General features: G+C 49.8%; 23 protein-coding genes and 3 tRNA genes. 16 read left to right on the plus strand and 10 right to left on the minus strand.

The window, feature by feature from the left end; genetic code table 11:
* Positions 1–34 precede the first annotated feature (34 nt).
* Both VMW30_03290 and VMW30_03295 read right to left on the minus strand, forming a co-directional pair.
* Entirely contained in the window at positions 35–1,147 is a 1,113-nt protein-coding gene (locus tag VMW30_03290; GenBank protein ID HUW87385.1) for a sialidase family protein, read from the minus strand.
* A gap of 118 nt (positions 1,148–1,265) precedes the next feature.
* Positions 1,266–2,975, minus strand: coding sequence for a hypothetical protein (locus tag VMW30_03295; GenBank protein ID HUW87386.1), 1,710 nt, complete (start codon positions 2,973–2,975; stop codon positions 1,266–1,268).
* A gap of 454 nt (positions 2,976–3,429) precedes the next feature.
* On the opposite strand from VMW30_03295, the gene VMW30_03300 reads away from it, so the two are divergent.
* Positions 3,430–3,990, plus strand: coding sequence for a hypothetical protein (locus VMW30_03300; GenBank protein HUW87387.1), 561 nt, complete (start codon positions 3,430–3,432; stop codon positions 3,988–3,990).
* The gene (locus tag VMW30_03305) at positions 3,947–5,008 is read left to right on the plus strand and encodes a serine protease (protein HUW87388.1); all 1,062 of its coding nucleotides are present in this window, start codon (positions 3,947–3,949) and stop codon (positions 5,006–5,008) included. The genes VMW30_03300 and VMW30_03305 overlap by 44 nt, the downstream gene beginning before the upstream one ends.
* A gap of 1 nt (position 5,009) precedes the next feature.
* Here VMW30_03305 and VMW30_03310 read toward each other — a convergent pair.
* Positions 5,010–5,083: transfer RNA gene (locus VMW30_03310), tRNA-Arg, on the minus strand.
* 55 nt (positions 5,084–5,138) lie between these two features.
* Here VMW30_03310 and ettA point away from each other — a divergent pair.
* Genes ettA through VMW30_03330 form a run of 4 tightly spaced genes read left to right on the plus strand, consistent with a single transcriptional unit; the run spans position 5,139 to position 9,287 of the window.
* On the plus strand, positions 5,139–6,806 hold the full coding sequence (gene ettA, locus VMW30_03315; GenBank protein ID HUW87389.1) for an energy-dependent translational throttle protein EttA: 1,668 nt from the start codon (positions 5,139–5,141) through the stop codon (positions 6,804–6,806).
* Positions 6,806–7,222 carry a thioesterase family protein gene (locus VMW30_03320; GenBank protein ID HUW87390.1) on the plus strand — a complete coding sequence of 139 codons (417 nt, stop codon included), beginning with the start codon at positions 6,806–6,808 and terminating at the stop codon, positions 7,220–7,222. The genes ettA and VMW30_03320 overlap by 1 nt, the downstream gene beginning before the upstream one ends.
* Before the next feature lie 2 nt (positions 7,223–7,224).
* Positions 7,225–8,916 (plus strand): alpha-amylase family glycosyl hydrolase, encoded by a 1,692-nt coding sequence (locus VMW30_03325; GenBank protein HUW87391.1) that lies wholly within the window; start codon positions 7,225–7,227, stop codon positions 8,914–8,916.
* Positions 8,913–9,287: a globin gene (locus VMW30_03330; protein HUW87392.1), complete on the plus strand. Its 375-nt coding sequence runs from the start codon at positions 8,913–8,915 to the stop codon at positions 9,285–9,287. Before VMW30_03325 ends, VMW30_03330 begins: the two co-directional genes overlap by 4 nt.
* Here the strand turns inward: VMW30_03330 and VMW30_03335 are convergent.
* Positions 9,275–9,868: a mechanosensitive ion channel domain-containing protein gene (locus VMW30_03335; protein HUW87393.1), complete on the minus strand. Its 594-nt coding sequence runs from the start codon at positions 9,866–9,868 to the stop codon at positions 9,275–9,277. The genes VMW30_03330 and VMW30_03335 overlap by 13 nt on opposite strands.
* A gap of 104 nt (positions 9,869–9,972) precedes the next feature.
* On the opposite strand from VMW30_03335, the gene VMW30_03340 reads away from it, so the two are divergent.
* On the plus strand, positions 9,973–10,488 hold the full coding sequence (locus VMW30_03340; GenBank protein ID HUW87394.1) for an HNH endonuclease: 516 nt from the start codon (positions 9,973–9,975) through the stop codon (positions 10,486–10,488).
* Here VMW30_03340 and pepN read toward each other — a convergent pair.
* Entirely contained in the window at positions 10,478–13,030 is a 2,553-nt protein-coding gene (gene pepN, locus VMW30_03345) for an aminopeptidase N (GenBank protein HUW87395.1), read from the minus strand. The genes VMW30_03340 and pepN overlap by 11 nt on opposite strands.
* A gap of 65 nt (positions 13,031–13,095) precedes the next feature.
* Between pepN and trmB the strand changes: the two genes are divergently transcribed.
* Positions 13,096–13,755 (plus strand): tRNA (guanosine(46)-N7)-methyltransferase TrmB, encoded by a 660-nt coding sequence (gene trmB / locus VMW30_03350; protein HUW87396.1) that lies wholly within the window; start codon positions 13,096–13,098, stop codon positions 13,753–13,755.
* Here trmB and VMW30_03355 read toward each other — a convergent pair.
* Complete coding sequence (locus tag VMW30_03355) at positions 13,752–14,207, minus strand: ribose-5-phosphate isomerase (GenBank protein HUW87397.1); 456 nt, start codon at positions 14,205–14,207, stop codon at positions 13,752–13,754. The two genes, trmB and VMW30_03355, sit on opposite strands and share 4 nt — an antisense overlap.
* Positions 14,208–14,302: 95 nt before the next feature.
* Entirely contained in the window at positions 14,303–15,016 is a 714-nt protein-coding gene (locus VMW30_03360; protein ID HUW87398.1) for a hypothetical protein, read from the minus strand.
* Between the two features lie 280 nt (positions 15,017–15,296).
* Here VMW30_03360 and VMW30_03365 point away from each other — a divergent pair, with 280 nt between their 5' ends.
* A complete protein-coding gene (locus VMW30_03365) occupies positions 15,297–16,346 on the plus strand; it encodes a hypothetical protein (protein ID HUW87399.1) in 1,050 nt (349 codons plus the stop codon).
* A gap of 82 nt (positions 16,347–16,428) precedes the next feature.
* Positions 16,429–16,572, plus strand: a complete 144-nt coding sequence (locus VMW30_03370) for a hypothetical protein (GenBank protein HUW87400.1) — start codon at positions 16,429–16,431, stop codon at positions 16,570–16,572.
* 16 nt (positions 16,573–16,588) lie between these two features.
* Here the strand turns inward: VMW30_03370 and VMW30_03375 are convergent, their stop codons facing one another.
* Positions 16,589–16,789, minus strand: a complete 201-nt coding sequence (locus VMW30_03375) for a type II toxin-antitoxin system HicB family antitoxin (protein ID HUW87401.1) — start codon at positions 16,787–16,789, stop codon at positions 16,589–16,591.
* A 470-nt stretch (positions 16,790–17,259) separates the two neighbouring features.
* Between VMW30_03375 and VMW30_03380 the strand changes: the two genes are divergently transcribed.
* The 4 genes from VMW30_03380 (at position 17,260) to VMW30_03395 (ending at position 19,341) form a co-directional block, all read left to right on the plus strand.
* The gene (locus tag VMW30_03380; protein HUW87402.1) at positions 17,260–18,162 is read left to right on the plus strand and encodes a Fic family protein; all 903 of its coding nucleotides are present in this window, start codon (positions 17,260–17,262) and stop codon (positions 18,160–18,162) included.
* A 247-nt stretch (positions 18,163–18,409) separates the two neighbouring features.
* Positions 18,410–18,631, plus strand: coding sequence for a hypothetical protein (locus tag VMW30_03385; protein ID HUW87403.1), 222 nt, complete (start codon positions 18,410–18,412; stop codon positions 18,629–18,631).
* Positions 18,621–18,839 (plus strand): hypothetical protein, encoded by a 219-nt coding sequence (locus VMW30_03390; GenBank protein HUW87404.1) that lies wholly within the window; start codon positions 18,621–18,623, stop codon positions 18,837–18,839. Before VMW30_03385 ends, VMW30_03390 begins: the two co-directional genes overlap by 11 nt.
* The gene (locus tag VMW30_03395) at positions 18,814–19,341 is read left to right on the plus strand and encodes a hypothetical protein (GenBank protein HUW87405.1); all 528 of its coding nucleotides are present in this window, start codon (positions 18,814–18,816) and stop codon (positions 19,339–19,341) included. Before VMW30_03390 ends, VMW30_03395 begins: the two co-directional genes overlap by 26 nt.
* Here the strand turns inward: VMW30_03395 and VMW30_03400 are convergent, their stop codons facing one another.
* Together VMW30_03400 and VMW30_03405 are read right to left on the minus strand one after the other, a co-directional pair.
* Positions 19,342–19,767: a helix-turn-helix transcriptional regulator gene (locus VMW30_03400; protein ID HUW87406.1), complete on the minus strand. Its 426-nt coding sequence runs from the start codon at positions 19,765–19,767 to the stop codon at positions 19,342–19,344.
* 265 nt (positions 19,768–20,032) lie between these two features.
* Positions 20,033–20,106, minus strand: a tRNA-Gly gene (locus VMW30_03405).
* A 94-nt stretch (positions 20,107–20,200) separates the two neighbouring features.
* Here VMW30_03405 and VMW30_03410 point away from each other — a divergent pair.
* Together VMW30_03410 and tig are read left to right on the plus strand one after the other, a co-directional pair.
* Positions 20,201–20,276, plus strand: a tRNA-Pro gene (locus VMW30_03410).
* A gap of 48 nt (positions 20,277–20,324) precedes the next feature.
* Complete coding sequence (tig, locus tag VMW30_03415; protein ID HUW87407.1) at positions 20,325–21,626, plus strand: trigger factor; 1,302 nt, start codon at positions 20,325–20,327, stop codon at positions 21,624–21,626.
* The last annotated feature ends 93 nt before the right edge of the window (positions 21,627–21,719 follow it).

Genomic DNA, 21,719 nt, shown 5'->3' on the forward strand with positions numbered 1-21,719 from the left:
GCGCCCGGAGGGAGGAAACTGGGCGCTGGGTAGATCATTTCACCATCAACTTCAGTGTGAATTTGAAGCCAGATAAGTTCTTGGTAGCCCGGATAACAGCGCCGCCAGCAGTGTTTGTAGTTCCACTGAAGGTTATTGTCTTACTCCCTTTTTTTGTCGCTGTAATAATAAATTTAGTTTTTGGCGATTTCGAAGAAACAGTTAGCACGTATTTATTTGTGCTCACTTTCTTAACTTTGACGGAACCTTTACTAGGTGCCGTCGCAGCAGTTGTCGCGGTATAGATATGATCACCGTAAGCAGTGGCAACGAGCTTTGAACCATCGCTGGAAATAGCAACCCCATACCAACCTAGAGTTAAACCATGTGACGTCCAGGTGGCACCAGAATTGGTAGAGGTGTAGATCTGTCCGCCGTTCGCAGCAGCCACGAGTTTTGCACCATCACTTGAGGAGGAAACCATATTCCATTCCCTTTTTGATCCACGCGGCGTCCACGTTAGGCCAGAATCGGTAGAGGTATAGATCTGTCCGCCAAGTGGATCGCCCACTGTGGCAACGAGTTTTGTGCCGTCACTTGATGAGGCAACTCCATTCAAATTTGTAGATAGATCATGCGCTGTCCACGTGACACCAGAATCCGTAGAGGTATAGACCTTGCCGCCTAAAGCGGTGGCAACAAGTTTTGTACCGTTACTCGACGAAGCGACTTGCTCCCAGTCTCGAGTTGAGTCACGCGTAGTCCATGTAATACCAGAATCAGAAGAGGTATATATATGATCTTCGTAAACAGTTGCAACGAGTTTTGTGCCATCACTTGATGAGGCAACTCCGCGCCAGTTTCGAACTGAGTCCCGTGCTGTCCAGGTAACACCAGAATCAGTCGAAGTGTAGACTTGGCCGCTGGCGACAGTTGCAACGAGTTTTGTGCCATCACTTGATGAGGCAACTCCGCGCCAGTTTCGAACTGAGTCCCGCGCCGTCCAAGTGGCTCCAGAATCGGTAGAGGTATAGATCTGTCCGCTAATGACTGTGGCAACAAGTTTCCTACCATTATCTGAGGAAGCAACTGCAAACCAGTTTTGAACTGAGCCACGCGGAGTCCAGGTTCCTAAGTCTGCTGCCGCACGACCGATCGGTAAAAACAAGGAAAACAGAAGACCGTACACTATAAGAATTGAGGTTCGATGCGATGTTAAGTTACGGAATTTCGATATGTGCGACATGACAAACCTTTCTTATAGTAGTGGCGGGCGTAGGAATTCCTTAAAAAGCCCGTATGGGGCGAATTGACATTGCATAAACTTTAAGGGAGGTGCTTAACGTGCCGTCTACCATAAGCATCCCTGCATAGGCCGCATCGGCTTGGGTTGAAGTCCAATAGGCATTAGGGTTGAATTTACCAATATTTGCGCCACCTAAAATGGAATTACTGGCCCATAAGACGGAGTACATGGCCTTAGCCTCGAGGGACGAGGGTAAATACCAATTCTGCATTCCACCACCGCGGTAAGCGTGAGCCACGGCGGCGGCACTTGAGGTGCAGGCGGTCAATATGGCAGTCGTATTGGCACTTCCCTTACCAATGCCAGCTCTAACCAATGGATCTGTCACCGTTGCAACCACATCCACACTCACATTGCACCAGATCGAATTTGGGTCGGCCGACTTACCAGACCAACCACTTGGTGCCGCTTCTAAATATCGACCCCACGATTGTTGAGAACCCGCATCATAAAAAACAATTCCACCGCCCGGTCCAGTGCTGCCGATGGGGCAATTTCCTGCGACAACGCAAGGATTCTTCGCCTTAGTTGCTGACGGTTTAACCGTGGGAGTTTTTGTTACGGGAGCAATACTAACTTTCTGCCACACCAATTTCTTACCAACTTTGACGCATTTAAGAGAGATCCCTTTCGATTTTGTCGTAGTTCCAACTTTTGTACACTTACCATTTAGCACATTCTTCGCGGCTATGGATGATGGCTTTGGTGTTGGAGTTGAAGCACTTCCCAATGTGTAGATGTAGCCAGGGGTAGTAACAACAAACTTGGTTCCATCGGCAGATAACGCAACTCCGTAGGCACTCTGAATCGAATTGATAGGAGTCCAGGTAGCACCAGAATCTTGCGATGTATAAAGGGCCCCCGTATAACTACTTGCCACAAGTTTTGAACCGTCACCTGACATCGCAATTCCCTGCCAGTATTTGTTAAGGTCGGTGGCACGCACCGTCCATGTAGCACCAGAGTCGGCAGAGGTGTAGATGTTTCCTGGGTTTCCGTACACGACCGCTGCAAGTTTTGACCCATCGCTAGAGGATGCGACTGCTCGCCAAAGGCGAACTGAGTCACGAGGAGTCCAAGACACCCCTGAATTCGAAGAAGTAAATATCTGGTCAGCTCGCGCGGTGGCAACAAGTTTGGTCCCATCGCTGGACGAAGTTACGGAAGTCCAATTTCGAACTGAATCCCGCGCAGTCCATGTTGCTCCTGAATCAGTAGAGGTATATATCCAGCCTCCCTCAACCGTGGCAACGAGTTTGGAGCCATCACTGGATGAGGCAAGTCCACTCCAACGTCGAACTGAATCCCGCGGAGTCCATGTTGCTCCTGAATCAGTAGAGGTATAGATCAGACCTTCTTGGACGGCCGCAACGAGTTTGGCGCCATTACTCGATGAAGCAAGGGCAATCCAGTTTCGTGCGGATTCACGCGGTGTCCATGTAGCCCCGTAGTTTGTCGAAGTAAATATGTGTCCGCCTGTTGCTCCAGAGTTATCAGCGGTAACAAGTTTTGAGCCATCGCTGGAGGAGGCAATGGACTGGCAGGAACAATTTAGATTGAGTTTGGTCCATATACCTATGTCGGCATTTGCCGACATAGGTTGGGTGAGCAAGGAATATAGAAGTGCACCCGCTATGAGAGTTGAGAAGTGATTTAGTCCAGATCTACGGAACTTCGACATTTGCAACATGGAAAGACCTCCCTGAGGCACTTTCACTCACCGCTGAATTTACAAACACCGAAGAGATAGAAGTGCCGAATGCTCATCACCTAAGCAAGGCTGCTTTTGGCGCTCTCCGTGTTCTGATAACTATCGTTTTACTTTCTTTAGATATTGTCAAGCGTTCTATCAGGCAGATCGCCTAGGATTGCGAATTGATCTACCCAACGTTCTTCGGAATAGTCAATTCGTCCATCCATGAAAAGAACCCCTTCAGTCAGGACTCTTCATTGAGTCTCCAACTTCGGGGGTTCAGTTCACTCAGGATGGAGTCTTTCTTCGTGCCTATACCAATGCGGGCGAGCAAGGTTTGTTAACGTCGCAAACGTGATTAGAACAGAGTGCGCCCGAAGGGATTCGAACGCTTGGATCTTTGCCTGCGCAAGTCTGTACTGTGGGTGATAACCGAGCGATAATTTAGGCTGTGAGAAAGTATCTCATTGTGCTCGCCGCGCTGACGCTGATCGTGGCGCAATCATCTGTGTCAACCGCTAGTGCTGCGTGGACTCAATACCAGTCAAGTCCGGCGGATACGTATAACCGTCCTGATCTTTCGCCCGAGTACGATATTACCCAAGTAGATGTTGCCGTGAGCGATACTGCACCAAATGAATACTGGTTCTTTTTAGGTTTCAGTACCCCTTTAACCGCGACACGTTTTTCCGATGTTAATAAATCCTGGGCTGCCATTTTTCTAGATCTCAATCTTGACGGAAAAGATGACTACTCATTGGAAACCCCCACGACTCCATTTTCAGGAAATTTTATTCAGCCGGGGAGATTCATCGATCGTAGTTCGGGTTCTCCAGTTGCTAGCTCGATATGTGCAGTGGGAACCTGGACCAATCTGGACAAGCAGGCAACATGGATTGGGTTTAGCATCCCAAACACTTGCTTACCCTTTGGTTCAACATTGGGTATTCAGGGATATTCAGATCACAATGGGAATGACTTCAATTTCCTCACCAGCCAATCCTCCGAATGATTTGGTCGCACTCTCATCGGCATTGACCAAGTCGGTCGTTACTGTGCTTTGCGGCAATAGCCTTGGCAGTGGCTGGTCGGTCAATGTTGATTTGAGTGCTGCCAATCTTTCATCTGGTTTCAAGAGTTACATCATTACCAATCATCATGTGATTTCAGAATGCACGACAAACAAAGACATTTATATTGTCCTTTCTGACCAAACAAAAGTGAGTGCGTATGTTTATGCATGGGATGAAGCAAATGACGTGGCAGGCATCCTCACGATGACGTCCATTCCGCCTCTTAATTGGAGAGGTGCAACTCCCGAGCAAGGATGGTGGTCCGGAATTATTGGTAGTCCATTGGGTTTCCCAGGTGTGCTTACAACCGGGATTGTCTCAAGTGTCACCAGTGCCAAATTCACGGGCACCACGACGGCGCCAATTAATCATGGCAATTCCGGCGGTCCTGTTTTTGATAGAACTGGGCGTGTTATTGGATTGGCCACCGCGAAATATATCGACTCGGAGGGGTTTGGAATATTTCACGGAACTCCGCTGCTCTGCTTTAAAATCCTCAATTGCACCTCAACCAGTCAGATCTGGACTGGTGCAGGCGTCATCACGTCCACCCCGACACCCACCCCGACACCCACCTCAACGTTGACTACAGCAATGACCAAGTCAGGCCAGTCAATTGGAAATTGGAACCTCCCGAAAACAGCAGTCATCACGAAATCGATACTTCCATTCAAAATTTCTGCAACGTCCGGTTTGCTTGTCACTGCCGTTTCCAAGACTGAGAAGGTTTGCCTAATATCCGAGTCCAAACTTGTTCTGGTGGCACCAGGTCGATGCATAGTCTCAATGTCGCAAGAGGGAAATAGTGAATTCCTAGCCGCACCAGTCAAAGTCATGATTATTACTGTTGCTGCCACTCCCAAAAAGATCACTATTTTGTGCGTCAAGGGAAAACTTGTGAAGAAAGTCACCGCAGTAAAGCCGGTCTGCCCAAGTGGGTATACCAAGAAAAGGTGAGTGCGCCTGGCAGGAATCGAACCTGCGACAACCCGCTTAGAAGGCGGGTGCTCTATCCGACTGAGCTACAGGCGCTGGGGCTACCTCAGGATACGGAGTCTAGCGACTCGAACCACTAAGGTTTATTCCCATGGCTGAGTTTATTTACACAATGCGAAAGACGCGAAAAGCGCACGGCGACAAGGTTATTTTGGATGATGTGACCCTCTCTTTTCTCCCAGGGGCCAAGATTGGTGTTGTCGGACCCAACGGTGCAGGAAAATCCACTGTTTTGCAGATTATGGCTGGCTTGCAGCAACCCTCAAATGGTGAAGCATTCCTGTCACCTGGATATTCGGTGGGAATTCTTCTGCAAGAACCGCCACTCAATGATGAGAAAAATGTTTTGGAGAATGTGCAAGAGGGCGTTGCCGAGACAATGGCTCTCATGGCCCGTTTCAATGAAGTTAGTGAAGAGATGGCGAACCCAGATGCCGACTACGACAAATTACTTACTGAGATGGGAAACTTGCAAGAGCAACTGGATCACCGGAATGCTTGGGATCTCGACTCACAATTAGAGCAGGCAATGGATGCCCTTCGTTGTCCACCACCAGACGCCGATGTCAAAGTACTTTCCGGTGGAGAACGACGTCGCGTGGCACTGTGCAAGTTGCTACTTCAGCAACCCGATCTTCTTCTTCTGGACGAACCTACCAACCACCTTGATGCGGAATCAGTGCAGTGGCTCGAGCAGCATTTGAGCAAGTATCCAGGAACCGTTGTGGCAATTACCCACGATAGATACTTTCTCGACAACGTTGCGCAGTGGATTCTCGAATTAGACCGCGGTCGCGCATATCCATATGAAGGTAACTACTCAACGTATTTGGAAACAAAATCAACGCGTTTGAAGATCGAAGGACAGAAGGATGCCAAGCGCGTAAAACGCCTCACTGAAGAACTCGAATGGGTGCGGCAGAACTCGAAGGGCCGACAGGCCAAATCAAAGGCGCGTCTTGCTCGGTATGAAGAAATGGCATCCGAAGCCGACAAGATGCGCAAACTCGATTTTGAAGAGATCCAGATTCCACCCGGGCCGCGTCTTGGAAATATTGTGGTTGAGGTTGACCATCTCTCCAAGGGTTTTGGTGAAAGGCTTTTGGTCGACGATCTTTCCTTCTCACTTCCTCGCAACGGCATCGTCGGTGTCATCGGTCCAAACGGTGCGGGCAAGACAACTCTCTTTAAGATGATGTTGGGTGTTGAAGAGCCAGATTCGGGTTCTATTAAAATGGGCGAAACTGTGAAGATTTCCTATGTCGACCAGTCTCGTGCAGGTATCGATCCAAAGAAGACACTCTGGGAAGTTGTTTCCGACGGGTTGGATTACATCAAAGTGGGACTGGTTGAAATGCCCAGTCGTGCTTATGTCTCCGCATTTGGATTTAAAGGTCCAGATCAGCAGAAACAGGCCGGCGTTCTTTCCGGCGGCGAGCGAAATCGTTTGAACTTGGCGTTGACTTTGAAGATGGGCGGCAACTTGCTCCTTCTCGATGAGCCAACAAACGACCTGGATGTTGAAACGCTAGGGTCGCTTGAAAATGCACTACTCGAATTTCCTGGTTGTGCAGTGGTTATTTCCCACGATCGTTGGTTCCTTGACCGGGTGGCCACGCATATCTTGGCTTACGAAGGCGATTCACAATGGTTCTGGTTCGAAGGCAACTTTGAATCGTATGAGAAGAATAAGATCGAACGGCTCGGTGTTGATGCAGCTCGCCCACACCGCGTCACGTATAGAAAGCTGACGCGCTAATGATTCACCATAGTTCAATTGAAGTTCGTTGGGATGACTTGGATGCATTTGGCCATGCAAATAACGCAGCGTACTTAACTTTTGTGCAAGAGGCCAGGAACGATTTCATATGGTACTCGCGCAAGGCTGCGGGGAAACGCGAGCTCTTAGGAGACATGGTCGTCGCACGAGCTGAAGTGGATTATTTGGAGCCGATCTACGATGGCGGAATCGAGATTGATGTAGCAATCACCGTTGGCCGTCTAGGGAATTCTTCATTCGAACTCAATTATGTAATTTCCCATCAAGGGATGATTCACGCCCGCGCCAAGACAGTGCAAGTTGGCGTATCTATGGAGACAAAGAAGTCTCGCCCACTCACTGAAGAAGAGCGAAGCTTTTTGTCAGATTACTTAGAGGTTTCCGCGGAAGGATAATAATGACAGACCAGAATTCACTCCCGGCACGTTCGGAGCGACCATGGTGGCGAGATGCAGTCACGTATCAGATTTATATCCGTTCTTTCGCTGACTCCAATGGCGATGGCAAAGGTGACGTAGATGGAATTCGTTCGCGACTTCCGTATCTCAAGGGATTGGGCATTGATGCAATTTGGATTACTCCTTGGTATCCATCACCGCAGAAGGATCATGGATATGACGTTGCCGACTACATGGATATCGAACCTGATTATGGCACGCTGGCAAATGCGCAAGCACTTATCAAAGAGGCGCACGAACTCGGAATAAGAATCCTCGTCGACATTGTTCCAAATCATTCAAGTGATCTGCATGAGTGGTTTCAAGCAGCCCTTAAAGCAGCCCCAGGATCGAAAGAGCGAAATCGATATTGGTTTAAGGACGGTAAGGGCGAGTATGGCGAACTTCCGCCCAATAATTGGACCTCCGTTTTTGGTGGTCCCGCGTGGGAGCGAGTTATTGAGGCTGATGGAAAGCCGGGGCAGTGGTACTTACATCTTTTTGCAGTAGAGCAACCGGATTTCAATTGGGAGAACGAGGAAGTCCGAGCTTATTTCGAGGATGTCCTTAAATTTTGGCTCGATCGCGGAGTAGATGGATTCCGAATTGACGTGGCTCACGGAATGGTGAAATTGGCTGGTCTGCCCGATATCGTGGCACCAGATCCAACATCGGAGATGCTTGCACCCGAGAACCGTCCATTCTGGGATCAGGAGGGCGTGCACGAGATCTACCGTCAGTGGCGCAAGATTCTTGATTCGTACCCCGATCACCGCATGGCGGTGGCTGAAGCATGGGTCAGTCCGTCCTCACGCATTGCCCGCTATCTTCGCCCCGACGAATTGATGAATTCATTTAACTTTGATTTTCTCAGCTCTGCGTGGAAACCCGATGAGTTGAAGAAGATGATCAACCATTCTCTAGAAGCACTTGCAGAAGTTGGCGCACCTTCATCATGGGTCTTCAATAATCACGATGTTGTTCGCTCGGTTGACCGTTTCGATTTGGGACTCATTGCCGGGACCGGAAGTACAACCCGTGAGCGCCACGGGGATGAAAAGCAATTCAACATTGTCCGCGGAACTCAAAGAGCCCGTGCCGGTGCACTTCTGATGCTGGCGCTTCCCGGTGGCGCATACATTTATCAAGGTGAAGAGTTGGCACTTCCGGAAGCCCGAGAAATTCCGGAAGCCCGCCTCACCGATCCACGCTGGTCACTCAGTGAGTACACCGATCGGGGCCGAGATGGTTGTCGCGTTCCTCTCCCATGGAAGAGGGATTCTTCGGGTGCTTTTGGATTCTCAAATAATTTTAATCTCACTCCCGACGAAGCATGGCTTCCACAGAGCGCATCCTGGGGATCGTTCTCCGTAGAAGTTCAAGATGGAGATCCTGCGTCTACTTTGACGATGTATCGCAAAGCCTTGTCCATTCGTCACGAAGAAGAGGGTTTGGGCGATGGACCGATGACGTGGATAGAAGCAGGTCCTTCAGTGGTGGCATTTTCGCGTCCAGGTAATTTCGCTTGTTATGTGAATTTCGGAGCACCATGTGATTTACCGTTGGGAGCTGACTTACTTCTGTCGAGTGGACCACTTGATGGAATTAAGTTGCCGACGGATACAGCAGTGTGGTTGCGACTCTCGAAATGAGTACCTTCTTTGAAGAGGTCGGTGGAAGTGAGACTTTCGCGGATCTAGTTTCACACTTTTATGCTTGTGTAGCCGTCAATCCAATTTTGAGACCAATGTACCCAGAATCAGATTTGAAAGGTGCGGCCTTGCGCCTCCAAATGTTTTTGGAGCAATACTGGGGAGGACCTACAACTTATTCGGACGAACGCGGACATCCGCGCTTACGTATGCGCCATGCCGGTTTTCACATTGCCATGCCGGAAAGGGATGCGTGGTTGGAGTGTATGAAATCGGCGATTGCAGCGTTGGATATTGAAGATCATCTCAAAGTTGAATTCAATCAATATGTTGAGATGGCAGCCAACTCTTTGGTGAATCAACCCGACTGAGAGCGGTTGCCGACCTTAAGAATTTCGCCGTTTCGCAGATACCAGAGGGTGCCCGCCTCATCTCGCACCGTCGTAATCCGAAGTCCGACCCTTTCGACTTTTCCGGAAATCTCTAGGACGTCAATGCGATCGCCCACTCCATACTGATCTTCAATGAGCATGAATAATCCGGCCAGTACATCGCGGACAATCGTCTGAGCGCCCAGGCCGAATGCGATGCCGATTACTCCTGCTGATGCGATGAGGGGACCGAGGTTGAGTCCGAATTCGCCAAGGATCATGCCTAGGGCGATCACCCAAATGACTGCATTGAGAGTGCTTGTGAGCACCGTTCCAGTGGTTCTGGCTCGTTCCTTCTGGCGGTTGACGGTGGCGGCGAGTCCGTGGCTGAGATCCACTGCAGCCAGTCGATTCATCGCTCGCGTGATGGCACGGCTGCCCAGCCGCTGCGCGATGAGGGCAACGAGAATGATTTCGAGGATATGCAATGGGGAGCCGCTAAACCAGTCCCAGATTTCCTGAGTCCGATCTGTGAAGTTCAGAGCCGTATTGCGAGGCGAAAGTGAGAAGAATGCGCTCATCATGGGACGACTCTAACTTAATCTTCTTTAAATACTGCGTAGGTGAGTTCTCTTACGGCAAGATATGCGCATCGGCGCGAGCCACGCGCCTGATCGGAGCGATTATGTCGCGCACTCTTGTGTTAAACGCAACCTACGAGCCACTAGGGGTTGTTCCAGAGCGACGCGCACTCATTCTTGTCCTGAATTCACGGGCCACCATGATTGAAGATTCTGGGTCGGTATTTCACTACGCAAGTGGTCAAATGGCGCTGCCGGCCGTTATCAAACTCAATCGATTTGTGCGTGTTCCCTACCGGCATAGCGTTCCACTTTCACGGCGGGCGATTTTCGCACGCGATGGTGGGCGATGCGTTTACTGCACCGCACCGGCAACTTCGATTGACCACGTGGTCCCGCGAAGTCGAGGCGGCGGACACAGCTGGGAGAACGTCGTCTCTGCCTGCCATCGTTGCAACGCTGCCAAGGCCGACAAGCATCTCAAAGATTTAGGGTGGCGCTTGAAAGCCCTTCCGCGTGAACCAGTTGGGGCAGCCTGGCGCGTCCTAGGTGCTGGTCGCACCGAGATTCGTTGGCTGCCTTACTTAGAACCCTTTGGAGTGGAAGCGGCTACTGCTTAACCTGCGCATCCTTAACTTGTGCTTTCAAGGCACGAGCCATCGCATCTCGGTTTTCCGAAACGATGCGTCGCAAACCGCCAGGGGCCTCTTTACCAATATGCGCCAGCCATGCCTCTGTTGCATCCAGAGTCGATTGAGCCACAACATATGTTGGGTATAGACCAACCACGATATTGGAAGCCATCTCGTAGGTCTCTGAATTCCAAACCTCAAGAATGATGTCGAAATAGCGCTCGACGTAAGGCACGAGGAGTTCGCGCTGCGAAGGACGTTGGAATCCGCGAATGGTCGAAAGTTGAATGTGGTTACTCAACTTCTCTTTAGTTGCAGCTTCAAATGCACGTGCTTTTGCTTCCGCCGTTGGGAAAGCGGCGCGCGCTAGCGCGGCTGAACGAAGGCCATTTGCGGTGTTGTCCTGCGCAAGTTCTGCTTCGACATCTTCGATAGTTGCGAGGCCTCGCTCCACGAGGGCATTGAGGAAATGCCAACGAAGATCGGCATCCACAACCAAGCCCTTGACCTCACCGTTGAGCATCCTGCGAATGCGAGCACCTTGTTCGGGAGTGCTTGCCGAACTTGCAAGTGCGCGGGAGTAGGAAAGCTGAAGATCGCTTCCAGCTTCGGCTCTATTCAGAAGTGACTCAATGCCATTTGCGAGTTGAACGCGCAGTCCTTGGCGGTGTGATTCTGCGGCAAAAAGTTCTACCGCGGTCTCGAGTTGTGTCAGGGTCATTCCAACTACTGCCACATCTGGCTCACCAGCAAGTGCGTTGATCGCCATGGGGACATAATCGCTGGCAGCAAGTTCGCCATCGCGGAGCATGTCCCATGCAGCCGACCAACAGAGCGCGCGGCTTAAGGGATCCTGGATAACGCCGAGGTGGTTCTTGAGAGTCTCGACTGATCGCTCATCAAAGCGAATCTTTCCGTAGGAGAGATCTTGATCATTGATGAGTACGAGGTCGGCTAACTCCTCACCCGAAAGTTCGGGTACGGAAGTCGAGGCGCCGAAAACATCAAGTTCAACGGCCCTTCGACGAACAAGGGCGCCATCTCTTAGGTCATACAGACCAATAGCCATGCGGTGTGGACGAAGCTCGGTGGATCCCACTGGCATCAAGGGAGCTTCCTGGAGGATAGAGACCGAGGAGTAATTCTCTCCGGAAATTTCTAACGCAGGACGGAAGGTGTTTACTCCCGCGGTCTTGAGCCACGTCGCAATCCACGGGGTCATATCGCGACCGCTGGATGCCTCTAACTCGACGACTAGATCGTTGAGAGTTGTATTTCCCCACGCGTGCTTTGCGAAGTACTTGCGCAGTCCTTCAACGAATTCATTCTTTCCAACGTAGGAAACCATCTGCTGCAAGACGGATGCACCCTTTGCATAGGTAATTCCATCAAAGTTGGTTCGTACTGCTTCCATATCGTGCATATCAACAACAATGGGGTGCGTTGATGAAAGTTGGTCTTGACGGTAGGCCCAGTTCTTTCTTTCGGCATTGAAGACGGTCCAAGAATTGGTAAAACGTGTCGCCTTCTCAAGCGTGTAGTACGAAGCCCACTCGGCGAATGACTCATTGAGCCAGAGGTCATCCCACCATGTCATAGTGACGAGATCGCCGAACCACATGTGTGCCATTTCGTGAAGAATGACGTTGGCGCGCCAGTTGTAGTTCTTGTCGGTCACCTTGCTGCGGAAGACGAAGTAATCTTCTGCGAAAGTCACGCAACCAACATTCTCCATCGCGCCGGCATTGAATTCGGCGACCGCTAGTTGGTCGTATTTATCAAAGGGATATGCCAGGCCAAACTCCTTCTCGTAGAAGGCGAAGCCTTGCTTGGTGATCTTGAAGATTTCATCCGAGTCCATATGGGGAGCAAGTGACTTACGGCAGAAGAGGCCAAGCGGAACTGTCTTCTCTCCAACGTAAACATCATCAACCCGGTGGTACGAACCCGCGACTACGGCAGTCAGGTAAGTGGAAATCACGGGTGTGGTTGTAAAGACCCAGCGCTTTTTCTGGTCTCCGACCTCGGTTACCGATTCGATTGGGTTATTTGAAATTACTTCCCAGTGCGCCGGGACAAGAGTTGTAATTGAGAAGGTGGCTTTGAGGTCTGGTTGGTCAAAACATGGAAATGTTCGTCGCGCATCCGCCGTCTCGTGCTGGCTGTAGAGGTAGACCTCGCCATCGGCAGGGTCGACGAAGCGATGTAGACCTTCTCCGGATTTTGAATAGATTGCCTCAACGCTCAAAACTAATTCGTTCTCAGCGGCAACTGCAGGAATAAGGATCGACTCTCCGTCGTAATCAGAAACATCAAGCAACTTGCCATTGAGAGTCGCGGATATGACACTCTTACCGACCGCATCAACAAAAGTCGGGGAGCCAGGCTTTAAGCCAGAGAACTTGATCACGGCATTTGATGTGAAAGTTTCAGTCCCCGAAGTCAGATCCAGATCGATGACATAACTATGGACCTTGATAACGCTGGCGCGCTCTTTGGCTTCGGCTCGGGTGAGGTTGACTCCTGGCACGTTGCACTCCTTATAGGCGTTGACGGTGATTACGTTGTTCTATCCAATCATGAAAGGCTGGGGTCGTGGACACCCCGACGATCAAGAGTTTCAAGCTCCGCGGAACTCGCATAACCGCTGCCCAAGAGGCGGCACGAGAGCGTTTGTGGGCGGTTTACGGCGTTGATTTCATTCCAGAGAGGTTGACTCTCGCATCCCTCTTCCCTACCGCCCAAAAGGTCGTGGTCGAGATCGGATTTGGAATGGGCGAGGCGACTATTGAAGTCGCAAAAGGGTTTCCGGAGACCGGGTTCCTTGCGGTCGATGTGCACCAACCAGGCATTGGGAAATTATTGGCATTGATTGAAGAATCTGGACTAACCAATGTCCGTGTGATGGATGAGGATGCGCACCTGATTCTTGGATCCATGATTGATAATGAATCCCTAGACGGCATCCATCTCTTTTTCCCCGATCCTTGGCCCAAAACTCGCCATCACAAACGTCGGATCGTGAACGAGCAATTCATTTCTCTGATTCACTCCAAATTGCAACCAGGTGGAACATTTCACGTTGCCACTGATTGGCATCCCTACGCGGAGTGGATAAAGGATTGCTTGGCAAATTCAAATTTATTTGTTGGAGGAGAGGTAGACCGACCGGAATGGCGTCCGATCACTAGATTTGAAGGTCAAGGAATTCGCAAAGCACATCGGGTTGCGGATCTGATTTACAAAAAAATTTAGACGATGCCTTCGTTTTCATAGTCAGCGATCTGACCAATGCGACGCATATGTCGCTCATCTCCGCTAAAAGGTGTCGCAATGAAGGTGTCGATGAGTTCTTTGCAGACCTCAGGGGAGTGCATCCGTCCGCCGATGGAGATGACATTTGCGTTGTTATGTTCGCGTGCGAGTTTGGCAATTTCATTGCTCCAGACAAGTGCTGCGCGAATTCCCTTGACCTTATTTGCGGCCATTTGTTCGCCATTACCGGAACCGCCAAGGACGATTCCGAGTGATTCAGGATCTGCTGCAGTCGCTTGAGCCGCTGGTATGCAGAAGACGGGGTAGTCATCCATCGGGTCATATTCAAAGGGTCCATGATCGGTGACTTCGTGGCCACTGTCTTTCAAGTGGTCGATCAAGATTGCTTTTAATTCAAGCCCTGCATGGTCGCTACCGATGTGAATGCGCATGGCGGAAGTCTCTCATGAACCCTGCGGGGCAAAGCAAAAACCCGCCACTGCCAGGAGTGACGGGTTTTGCTGACCTTTATTCCGCTTTGGAAGTGCTAGTTACGAAAACCCATTCCGTGAGTTGAGAATCTAGTTCCCATTCCCATGCTCCGACCATCATTGTCGTTATCGCCGAATCCACGGCCCATACCTATTCCGACACCGATCCCAGTATGCATTCCGCCATACATTCCGCTATGCATTCCACCAGTGCGATTTACCATCGCGGTGACGTTAGCGGTCAGATTGGTTTTAAAATCGGCTGCCTGAGCAGCAGTGATTTTCCCTGCAGTGACAGCGGCATCGATCCTTGCAGTCGCTTCAGCCACGAGAGCCGAAATGAGAGCACTGGTCTTTGCACCTGCGATTGTTGCGAGTGAATCACCGGCAGCTAAGCGTGTCTGCAAAGTAGCAACAGAGATACCAAGCGTGTCTGCGATCAGTTGCTGATGCGTTGCACGATCTGAAACACCGTCATTTTGATTGGCGGCACGAGCAGCGGTGATCGCAGCGGTGATCGCGTCAACCTGTGCCTGCGTCAGAGTGCCCTTTGCCACAAGTCCCTTAAGTACGGTTGCAAGTTCATCGTTTGCGTAGCCACTTCCACGCATTCCGACGTTCATGCCACCTGGGAAACCGATGGAGTTGGAGATGGCGGATTTGACCTTGATTGAATTCCGATTTTGTGAGGCGGTAGCGAAACCTACAGTTCCCAGCGTTAGTGCTGCACTAGTTATCGCGACTGTGATTACCTTCTTTTTTGATGACATTTTCTTACCCTGCTTTCCGTCCCCTAGAGGATTTCTGCCAACGACCCTTCGTCATCGACTACCCCTAGATAACTCCCGCATCCTGAAGAAGTTGGTCGGAAATCCTTAGAACCCCGTTAGAGTTTTCCAGCGTGAGAGCCAGCACCGAGTACTGCGTTCACGCTCAGATAGGGCAACCCTTACCCTTCCAGCGAGTCATGTCGGGGGATTCCTGATTGTTTGCTGATAACGCTGCGTTAAAACTTGGTGACCGTGTGTGAATCTTCCCGGAGAGCGGTACATGAGGAACTCTAGAAACATATTCGCACGCACTCTCATTCTGGTCATCCTTATCAACGCATTAACAATTCCGCCTACATATGCCGGACCACGACGCGAACTTGTCCGTCTTTTCATGGCGGGACGAGTTTCAACAGCTGTCCCTAACACGATTTTGAACGGAATTACTCCGCCACGAAGTTCGATTGGAATCAACGGCGACTTCTATATAGATATGAAAGCCCTTGTTTTGTATGGTCCAAAAAGTAAATCACGTTGGCTCAATCCCATTAGTTTGCGAGGACCGCAAGGAACCCCGGGAGCAAAAGGAGCTAATGGAACTAACGGCGTTGATGGAAAGAATTCAACGAGCGTAGGTCAGATTGGTCCGCAGGGGATCGCTGGACCAATCGGACCTCGCGGCGAGGCGGGAATCGCTGGTGCGGCGGGACCGGCTGGCGCAGGTGGTGCGATGGGACCGATGGGCCCAGCGGGTGCAGCAGGCTCTCCTGGTGCAAATGGAACAGTGGGTCCCGCGGGTCCTGCGGGCGCACAAGGATCACCTGGAGCAAATGGTGCACCTGGTTCTGCAGGAGCATCTGGCGGAATAGGCCTCGCTGGTGCAACTGGTGCAACTGGCGCAACGGGGGCAGCAGGACCATCGCGTGTTTATGTCATTTCTATTCCTGCATGGACCTTGTCAACGGCAACGGGGGGAACAAGCGCGGACTCTCTTTCATTTGGAACCTTGGCAGCGCAGAATTCTTACCATTACTCAATCATTTTGCATGGAGTAACTCCGGTGACAAATGCTTACTTCGGACTATCAATGAAAGTTGGCCCACTTGCTACAACCACTTTGTATGAGTCCGCAATAACTGAAAACCGTGCTTACATCGGTGCTGCCTTTGTGCATCGATATACATTCATAATTCAAGGAACAATTGTTGTCGGCTCATCCGATACCTGGCTGAAAGTGAGTGTCACAGACGGTGCCGGCGTCACTTCAGGTGTTGACAGCATGTCAATATCCGGCCAAGCGATTTTTCAGCAAGTCGGTCAAGTCAACTAACTGCATAGATTCAATTCAAAAGGACTCTCACCCATTCGTGGAGTACTATGGATTTGTACCCGCCACCCGAAAGGAGCGATAAGTGATCCGCTACATAATCGGAGCCGTAGTTGTCGCATTTATTGGCGTTCTGGCCTATGCCGGACTCACCGGCAAGGTGAAAATGGATGATGGGTGCTGTGCCCCCAATGATCCGAGTAAAGATTTGAGGATGCGGGACTCCTAAATGGACTTCTTCTCTTTTATGCTTCGTCGATGAATTCGTATTCAATATCAAAGGATTGCGGATCGGCTTCAAACCAGAAGGCAATTGCCTCGCGAGTCATTTCTTCGACGGTATCTCGAGAGAGAGCTTGACTGTAGAGCCCGCTAATTTCAGGAACTGATATTGCCCAATACGCGCCAGATTTCTGAACGAGTGCTCTGTATGTGGTCTTAATCATCTGCTCCACCATTTCGCACCTAACTCTTTCTCTAAGTGTTTCATGATCGACTTGGCTGTCAACTCATCGATGTCGCGGTGTCTAGGAATTTGTACCTGGGTGTCACGGAGAGTGAATATGGAGTGGTTGCCACCCTCGCGAGTCATTACCCACGTAATCCAACGTCTGAGGCGGCCTGAGAGATCATCCTAAGGAGGTCAACGCGTTTCATTGCGCAATTAGAGGTGCGCTACCTGACAGAAATAAGTAGTCTAGAAAATCATGCGGACAAGACGTTGCGATGGAAAAACGAGAAGGATCAATGTCGCTGAATTGGAATTGGCGCACTCAAACCGCTTGTGAAACTGTCACCTGAATCGCGCTGGGAAAGTTGGAGAGTAAATCATGCCAAAACCGTGAAAAATGGTGTTTTTCCATGGATTTTCACGATTATGTTGACAAAACCGTGAAAAGAACTATGCTCATTGCATATGGCAAAGAAACTGGCTGTTTTTAATAAAATCAACGCCTTAAGAGAAAGATATTACAAGGCAGCTATCGGCAAAGATGCCCTGATCAGACTTATCTCTGAATCTGAGGTCGCCGAGCAGGTATATAACTCAAACGCTATTGAGAACAGCACGCTGTCCCTTGAAGAGACGGAGAAAATACTTCTTCAGATTGATCTTGACCGATTTATCAGCGAACGAGAAATATTTGAAGCGAAAAATCTTGCGCGAGTAGTGTCCTACATAGACAAGAGAGCCAAAGAACAAGAGTTGACGCTCGACGGCATACTATCGCTTCACAAAATGCTCATCTCCAATATTCGCGACGATATCGCCGGAAGATTTAGAGTTGGCGATGAATATGTCCGCGTGGGGAGCCACATTGCTCCCGCGCCAAAGGAAATCTTGGAACGACTTGAAAAAATGCTCGCAGAATATAATGCCAGCAGTTACGAGAGTGTTATCAAGCGTATTGCAAGGTTGCATCTTGCGTTTGAATATACGCATCCATTTGTAGACGGTAACGGCCGCATTGGGCGCGTACTTAATAATTACTTGCTCATACGGGAAGGTTTTGTGCCGATCAACATTAAATTTGTTGATAGAAAAAAATATTACGATGCGTTCAAAGAATTCGATGAGCAAGGAGAAACTTCTATTATGGAAGAGATCGTCGGCAGAGCATTGACGAATAGTTATCATAAACGGCTGGCATATTTGGAAGGAAAGAAGATTATCACTCTTGCCGAGTATGGAAAGAGCAATAAGATTTCGCACTCAAACCTCATCAACAAGGCTACTCGACAGACGATTGAAGCTTTTTTAGAAAAAAATGTGTGGAAGATCGGGGAAGAGCCTTTGAATGGCCCTGAGAAACTAAAATGAATTATGAAAATAACCGGTACCAGATTTCTGAATAATTGCTCTGTATGCGGTCTTAATCATCTGCTCCACCATTTCGCACCTAACTCTTTCTCTAAGTGTTTCATGATCGCTTTTGCTGCCGACTCATCGATATCGCGGTGTCTAGGTATTTGAACCGGTGTGTCACGGAGAGTAATTACGTTAGCCAAAGTGACGTTCCGCGCATCTCGTTGGAATAGGCGTTTTGGGGAGAAGAATTATTGCTCCAGTGGCAGAAGAGGACAATGAGTCCGCGCTTCGCGAGGCAGCCCTTGTGGCTCTGACTGAAAAGGAATTTCTTGAGAAATATGATGGTTCGCCCATCCCAGCCGAAAAAATTGCTCACAACGTTCTCGAGCAAATGGGCGTGCCGTTGGCGGCAACTAAGAGGATGAAACTCACATTGTGGCGGGACCGGTGGAGCGCAACCGGAAGAAAAAATGCAGGATGAAGGTGGAAATGAACACGGAATCTTGAACCAGCATGTTCTCATCGAAATCGGTGCGGCGATGGCCTTGTATGGCGACAATGAAAGTGCTGAAAGCTTTGAATCAATTCAAGGCAGGTGCCAAATAGACGTGATGTATGAATGGAAACAATTCGGATTTCTCATTAAGTTAAATCTTGGAATCGATGGATTTAAGCGTTATGACACCTGATCCGCGACCGAAGCGTGGTCTCAAAAAGAAGCGAATGGTCAGCCATGAAGAAATTGAACACCGCACCAAGCGCTCTTCTGAAGACATTCACGAAATTGCCTACTTTGAACGACACAAAGATGACGACCCTGATTGCCACATGCCAGCTAGAGATTTTTTGAGCAATGAATGTCCGCCTAACGTTCGAATCAAGCTCCAGAACATTCTTATTGCCGTCGCGAAAGCACCCCCAAAGAAGTTTGCTGGTGGTGGTGCTTGGGAGGCAATGAGCGGTGATATGAATGGCTGGTTTGAGGTGCGGGTGGATGGCCCACCAAGCCGGACTCATTTCCGATTATTTTGTCTTATCGATTATGACGCTATTGGCGAGTCCGAACCGCTACTGGTCGTAGTGACGGGAATGAAGAAGAGATTTCGAACTACTTTCAATTCTTCGGATTATGCAAAAGTTAGGATTCTTGGAGACGAGTATTTGAAACGAAATCCCCGATCGACTGCCTAACTAGATCGAGAGAGCTTGAGTTTCATCTTTTTGGTTAGTCTTCTTGATCTCTTTGGATGTTGAGATTTTTCTAGCAGAGATAATTTCATGCGAGAGTACTTTTGAAATCTGTGCGCGTTGCTCAGGAGACAATGGTTCTAGTGTGACGCGCATCCCCAAGGCTGCGGCCACTTCCGTCAAAGTACTTAACGTGGGATTTATCGGTCCTTTTGCGAAAAAACGCCTAACGTTTGAAGCTTCGGATCCAAGTTTCCGGGCTATTTCAGCCTTCGTAATGCCCTTTTCAAGTCTGGCCTCATCTAGTTGGTTAATCAGGGCGTCGACTGTAGAAATTCGAAGTGACTCTAAAAGGAATGTGCGAAGGTATTCGGGATCCTCCAGATCCTTTGCCAAGTCATCCCAGAACACACTTTGCTTAGTCCTCATAGTGAGCCTCTCTCTTGCTCTACAGGCCGAAACTGTATCAATTATGATACACTTCCACAAGTATCATGGTTGGCTTGTGTAATGCGGTCAGTCTTAGGTGCTTATTCTGAAATTGGGTTTGGCATTTAAGGGCTCTGGATTGTCATATCTACGCCAGAAAATTCAAGCGAAAGTTTTGATTTCTTACGTTAACTAATTACAAGCCCTAGAGCCGTTAGATTCATCAAACAAATTTTACATTTGAGCGAGCGCCAACTTGAAAGAGTGGAGCGGGTGACCGGGATCGAACCGGCATGGCCAGCTTGGAAGGCTGGGGCTCTACCATTGAGCTACACCCGCATAATTGTCCAGAAGCCTGGTTGGCTCCCGTTCAGGGGATAACGATAACGGTAAGCGGAGGTCATTTTCTCCTCTAGACTTCCCACTTACGCCACGGGGCGTAGCGTAGTGGCTAGCGCGCCTGCTTTGGGAGCAGGAGACCGAGAGTTCGAATCTCTCCGCCCCGACCAGAAATTTCGGTCCATTCACCCATACTTGGCGAAAGCAAGGAGTTCCACGTGAAAAGCACGGTCGAGGCCCTATCTCCTACCCGTGTAAGACTCACGATCGATCTGACCTTTGATGAACTATCGGGTCATGTCACAGAGGCTTACAAGAAGATTTCATCCCAGGTCAATGTTCCTGGCTTTCGTAAGGGCAAAGTCCCGCCAGCCATGATTGATCAGCGCGTGGGTCGTGGAACTGTCTTGGATGAGGCCATCAACATGGCTCTTCCCGACTTCTACTCACAAGCCGCCCGCGAGCACGAAGTGCTGACGCTTGGTCGGCCAGAGGTTGATATCAAGGAATTCGTTGACAAAGAGAAGTTGTCATTCACCGTCGAAGTCAACGTTCGTCCAGAGATTAAATTGCCAGATTTTTCAACAATAACAATTAACGTCGATGATGTTGAAGTAACAGATGCTGATATTGATGAGCAAGTTGAGTCACTTCGCACTCGTTTTGGAACACTCAACACTGTGGAGCGTTCTGCAGCGGTTGGCGATTTCGTAACCATTGATCTTGTTGCTCGCATCGGTGGCGAAGAAGTTGAAGGCGGATCTGCATCCGGAATGTCCTATGAAGTCGGCTCCAATCGAATGATTGACGGACTCGACGAAGCTCTCGTAGGTGTCAAAGCTGGGGATGGAAAAGTTTTTGAAACACAACTCGTGGGCCAAGAAGAGGGCGAAAAGGGAGAAGTTGAAGTCACTGTGCAGACGGTAAAAGAGCGCGAACTCCCACCTCTGGATGATGCCTTCGCTGCGCTCGCAAGCGAGTTCGATACCTTGGCGCAATTACGCGCAGATTTTGCAGAGCGCTTAGCCAAAGTCAAGAAGATGGAACAAGGTGCACAAGCACGCGATCGTCTCGTTGAGAAGTTGCTCGCTGAGATCGAGATTCCAGTTCCGGAAGAATTTGTAACTGCTGAAGTAAACGATCATCTCCAGAGCGAAAGCCGCACGGAAGACGAAGCCCATCGTGCCGAAGTTACGGAGCAAGTTATTTCTTCACTCAAGTCTGACTTCTTGTTGGACGCAGTCGTTAAAGCTGAAGCCGTAGAGGTAACTGAGATTGAATTGACGGAGTACTTAGTCCGCGCTTCCCAACGCTATGGAATGGCCCCTGAGCAATTCGCTCAAGAACTCTCCAAGGCTGGTCAAATCAGCCAACTCGTTGCCGAGGTCGGTCGTGCGAAAGCCCTTGCCACTGTTTTGAGCCGCGTATTGGTGATTGATGCTTCTGGAAATGCTGTCGACTTAGAGGCGATGCGCCCACTAGCCGACGCCACGGAATCTAACGCACCAGAATCTGAGTAATCAGGGGAGTCACCACTCCGCTATAAGCGAACAAGCACGCTCAAAAGGTGGAATCGGGAAGTATTTGCTCATCCATGTGGTTAGGGTCATTAC

Source organism: Candidatus Paceibacterota bacterium (assembly GCA_035530615.1).
Classification (GTDB): Bacteria; Actinomycetota; Actinomycetes; order Nanopelagicales; family Nanopelagicaceae; genus QYPT01.